This window comes from Desulfovibrio sp. TomC (genome assembly GCF_000801335.2).
In the GTDB taxonomy this organism is placed as follows: Bacteria; Desulfobacterota; Desulfovibrionia; order Desulfovibrionales; family Desulfovibrionaceae; genus Solidesulfovibrio.
In genome coordinates this window covers 1-5,024 of the sequence record NZ_JSEH01000052.1, presented here as the reverse complement: position 1 = coordinate 5,024, position 5,024 = coordinate 1, and the positions used below count along the sequence as shown (strand labels likewise).

At 54.7% G+C, this 5,024-nt stretch carries 2 tRNA genes and 3 rRNA genes; all 5 read left to right on the top strand.

The window, feature by feature from the left end:
- Positions 1-46 precede the first annotated feature (46 nt).
- Positions 47-1,595 (top strand): 16S ribosomal RNA (locus NY78_RS21420).
- A 71-nt stretch (positions 1,596-1,666) separates the two neighbouring features.
- A tRNA-Ile gene (locus tag NY78_RS21415) sits at positions 1,667-1,743 on the top strand.
- Positions 1,744-1,751: 8 nt separating this feature from the next.
- Positions 1,752-1,827 (top strand) — tRNA-Ala (locus NY78_RS21410).
- Positions 1,828-1,896: 69 nt separating this feature from the next.
- Positions 1,897-4,820 (top strand): 23S ribosomal RNA (locus NY78_RS21405).
- A 43-nt stretch (positions 4,821-4,863) separates the two neighbouring features.
- A 5S ribosomal RNA gene (rrf, locus tag NY78_RS21400) occupies positions 4,864-4,978 on the top strand.
- The 16S, 23S and 5S rRNA genes sit together here with 2 tRNA genes alongside, the layout of an rRNA operon.
- Positions 4,979-5,024: the final 46 nt, after the last annotated feature.

The window sequence follows — 5,024 nt, the reverse complement described above, 5'->3', positions numbered from 1 at the left end:
CTTAAGATGCGGCAACGCATACTTAGGTTTCAGCTAATAAGGATTTAAACTGGAGAGTTTGATCCTGGCTCAGATTGAACGCTGGCGGCGTGCTTAACACATGCAAGTCGTGCGAGAAAGGGGACTTCGGTCCCTGAGTAGAGCGGCGCACGGGTGAGTAACGCGTGGATAATCTACCCAGATGTTCGGGATAACGGCGGGAAACTGCCGCTAATACCGGATACGATCCAATTTCGGTTGGGTGAAAGGCGGCCTCTGTTTACAAGCTGTCGCATCTGGATGAGTCCGCGTCCCATTAGCTTGTTGGTGGGGTAATGGCCTACCAAGGCGACGATGGGTAGCTGGTCTGAGAGGATGATCAGCCACACTGGAACTGAAACACGGTCCAGACTCCTACGGGAGGCAGCAGTGGGGAATATTGCGCAATGGGGGAAACCCTGACGCAGCGACGCCGTGTGAGGGAAGAAGGCTTTCGGGTCGTAAACCTCTGTCGGGAGGGAAGAACCTTCCAGGCCTGAATAAGTCCTGGAACTGACGGTACCTCCAAAGGAAGCACCGGCTAACTCCGTGCCAGCAGCCGCGGTAATACGGAGGGTGCAAGCGTTAATCGGAATCACTGGGCGTAAAGCGCGCGTAGGCGGTCTTTTAAGTCGGACGTGAAAGCCCTCGGCTCAACCGGGGAACTGCGTTCGAAACTGGGAGACTTGAGTCCTGGAGAGGGTGGCGGAATTCCGGGTGTAGGAGTGAAATCCGTAGATATCCGGAGGAACACCGGTGGCGAAGGCGGCCACCTGGACAGGTACTGACGCTGAGGCGCGAAAGCGTGGGGAGCAAACAGGATTAGATACCCTGGTAGTCCACGCTGTAAACGATGGATGCTAGGTGTCGGGGAGCGATCTTCGGTGCCGCAGTTAACGCATTAAGCATCCCGCCTGGGGAGTACGGTCGCAAGGCTGAAACTCAAAGGAATTGACGGGGGCCCGCACAAGCGGTGGAGTATGTGGTTTAATTCGATGCAACGCGAAGAACCTTACCTGGGTTTGACATCCCGCGAATCCTCCCGAAAAGGAGGAGTGCCCTTCGGGGAGCGCGGTGACAGGTGCTGCATGGCTGTCGTCAGCTCGTGCCGTGAGGTGTTGGGTTAAGTCCCGCAACGAGCGCAACCCTTGTCTTTAGTTGCCAGCGAGTAATGTCGGGCACTCTAGAGAGACCGCCTCGGTCAACGGGGAGGAAGGTGGGGACGACGTCAAGTCATCATGGCCCTTACGCCCAGGGCTACACACGTACTACAATGGTGGGTACAATGGGCTGCGAGACCGCAAGGTGGAGCCAATCCCAAAAAACCCATCCCAGTCCGGATCGGGGTCTGCAACTCGACCCCGTGAAGTCGGAATCGCTAGTAATCGGAGATCAGCATGCTCCGGTGAATACGTTCCCGGGCCTTGTACACACCGCCCGTCACACCACGAAAGTCGGTTCTACCCGAAAGCTCCGGGCTAACCCTCGGGAGGCAGGAGTCTACGGTAGGGCTAATGATTGGGGTGAAGTCGTAACAAGGTAGCCGTAGGGGAACCTGCGGCTGGATCACCTCCTTTTATGGATACAAAAAACCCAACTCGCTATTTAATTGCAAGGACTGCGTGTCTTTGCAAGTTGCGCACACGATGGGCCTGTAGCTCAGGTGGCTAGAGCGCACGCCTGATAAGCGTGAGGTCGAAGGTTCAAGTCCTTCCAGGCCCACCACGCTTACCGGGGGTGTAGCTCAGCTGGGAGAGCGCCTGCCTTGCACGCAGGAGGCCATCGGTTCGAACCCGTTCACCTCCACCAATGGTGGGAGTGATATGGGTGCGCAGCAATGTTCTTTGACAGTTAAATAAGGGATGGGATTTAGGCAAAAGCCAAGTAATTAAGGGCAATCGGTGGATGCCTTGGCGCTGAGAGGCGATGAAAGACGCGGTAGGCGGCGATACGCACCGGGGAGCAGCCAAACATGCTTTGATCCGGTGGTTTCTGAATGGGGAAACCCGGCGGGAGTCATGTCCCGTCATCCCTTGACTGAATACATAGGTCTTGGGAAGCGAACGTGGGGAAGTGAAACATCTCAGTACCCACAGGAGAGGAAATCAAAAGAGATTCCCATAGTAGCGGCGAGCGAACTGGGAAGAGCCCAAACCAGGTGCCTCCGGGCATCTGGGGTTGTAGGGTCTCCATCAAGTGATTCACAAGTAGGCAGGGAAAGTGTCTGGGAAGGCACGCCATAGAGGGTGAAAGCCCCGTACCCGAAACCCAACGTGACGCTGGAGATACCTGAGTACCACGAGACACGCGAAATCTCGTGGGAATCCGGGAGGACCATCTTCCAAGGCTAAATACTCCTCAGCGACCGATAGCGAACTAGTACCGTGAGGGAAAGGTGAAAAGAACCCCTGTGAGGGGAGTGAAACGAGAACCTGAAACCGATTGCCTACAAGCGGTTCGAGCCGGGCTTGCCCGGTGAGAGCGTGCCTTTTGCATAATGAGCCAGCGAGTTATCCTGTCGTGCGAGGTTAAGGCTAAAATGCCGGAGCCGTAGCGAAAGCGAGTCTGAATAGGGCGAACAGTACGGCGGGATAGACCCGAAACCGGGTGATCTATCCATGAGCAGGTTGAAGCTCGGGTAAAACCGAGTGGAGGACCGAACCCATATGGGCTGAAAACCATTGGGATGACTTGTGGATAGGGGTGAAAGGCCAATCAAACTCGGTGATAGCTGGTTCTCCCCGAAATATATTGAGGTATAGCCTCAGGCAGGATGGACGGAGGTAGAGCACTGAAAGGGCTAGGGGTCTCACCAGATTACCAAACCCTATCAAACTCCGAATGCCGTTCATTTATTGTCTGGGAGTCAGACTCTGGGTGCGAAGGTCCAGGGTCGAGAGGGTAAGAGCCCAGATCGACGGCTAAGGTTCCCAAATCCATACTCAGTGGGGAAGGAAGTGGGACCGCTCAGACAGCCAGGAGGTTGGCTTAGAAGCAGCCATCCTTTAAAGAAAGCGTAATAGCTCACTGGTCTAGTGGTCCTGCGCCGAAAATGTAACGGAGCTAAGTATGGTACCGAAGCCTCGAGCCTGTCCTAGCGACGGGCGGTAGGGGAGCGTTCCCGGACGGGATGAAGGCAGATTGGAAAGTCTGCTGGACTAACGGGAAGTGATAATGCTGGCATAAGTAACGATAAAATGGGTGTGAAACCCATTCGCCGTAAGCCCAAGGTTTCCTGGGTAAAGTTAATCTTCCCAGGGTGAGTCGGTCCCTAAGGCGAGGCCGAAAGGCGTAGCTGATGGAAAACAGGTTAATATTCCTGTACCTGTTTGTGTGTGCGACGGAGGGACGCAGGAGGGTAGGTCAGCCGGCTGTTGGACGTGCCGGTGTAAGCATGTAGGCTTGGAGGATAGGCAAATCCGTTCTCCTTTAAGGCCGAGATGCGATGCCGAGTCTTACGACATAAGTGACTGATCCCAGGCTGCCGAGAAAAGCTTCTAAGTTTAGCACAAGCAGACCGTACCGTAAACCAACTCAGGTGGGCGGGGAGAGTATCCCAAGGCGCTTGAGAGAACTCTGGTTAAGGAACTCGGCAAAATGACCCCGTAACTTCGGGATAAGGGGTGCCCCCTAAGGTTAAGCACTTGCTGCGTAAGCCTCGGGGGGTCGCAGTGAAACGGTGGTGGCGACTGTTTACTAAAAACACAGGTCTGTGCGAAGTCGTAAGACGACGTATACGGACTGACGCCTGCCCGGTGCCGGAAGGTTAAGGGGTGGGGTTAGCGCAAGCGAAGCTCTAAACCGAAGCCCCGGTAAACGGCGGCCGTAACTATAACGGTCCTAAGGTAGCGAAATTCCTTGTCGGGTAAGTTCCGACCTGCACGAATGGCGTAACGATCTCCACGCTGTCTCAACCAGAGACTCAGTGAAATTGATGTGGCGGTGAAAATGCCGTCTACCCGCGGAAAGACGGAAAGACCCTGTGCACCTTTACTATAGCTTGACATTGGAGCTTGGACAATCGTGTGTAGGATAGGTGGGAGACTGTGAAACCGGCGCGCTAGCGTTGGCGGAGTCAACCTTGAAATACCACCCTCGGTTGTTTAAGCTTCTAACCTGGACCGTCATCCGGTTCGGGGACATTGTCTGGTGGGTAGTTTGACTGGGGCGGTCGCCTCCCAAAGAGTAACGGAGGCATGCAAAGGTTCCCTCAGGCTGATTGGAAACCAGCCGTCGAGTGCAAAGGCATAAGGGAGCTTGACTGTGAGAGAGACATCTCGATCAGGCACGAAAGTGGGCCTTAGTGATCCGGTGGTCCCGAATGGAAGGGCCATCGCTCAATGGATAAAAGGTACGCCGGGGATAACAGGCTGATCGCATCCAAGAGTTCATATCGACGATGCGGTTTGGCACCTCGATGTCGGCTCATCACATCCTGGGGCTGGAGCAGGTCCCAAGGGTTCGGCTGTTCGCCGATTAAAGTGGTACGCGAGCTGGGTTTAAAACGTCGTGAGACAGTTTGGTCCCTATCTTCCGTGGGCGCTGGAGAATTGAGAGGGGTTGTCCCTAGTACGAGAGGACCGGGATGAACGAACCTCTGGTGCACCTGTTGTCGTGCCAACGGCATAGCAGGGTAGCTACGTTCGGAAAGGATAACCGCTGAAAGCATCTAAGCGGGAAGCCTGCCTCAAGACGAGTTCTCCCTGAAGGACCCAGGTAGACTACCTGGTTGATAGGCTGGATGTGCACAAGCAGCAATGCTTTCAGCAGACCAGTACTAATAGTCCGTTCGACTTGATTTTTGCCAACACAAATCCCATCCCTTATTTTAACTTATATATTTGTCCTGGTGGTCATAGAGGAGGGGGTACACCCGACCCCATTCCGAACTCGGAAGTTAAGCCCTCCTTCGCCGATGATACTGCATATTCTTGTGTGGGAAAGTAGGTCGCCGCCAGGGCTATTGTTCAAAAGCCCCGTGTAGAAATACACGGGGCTTTTTTTAT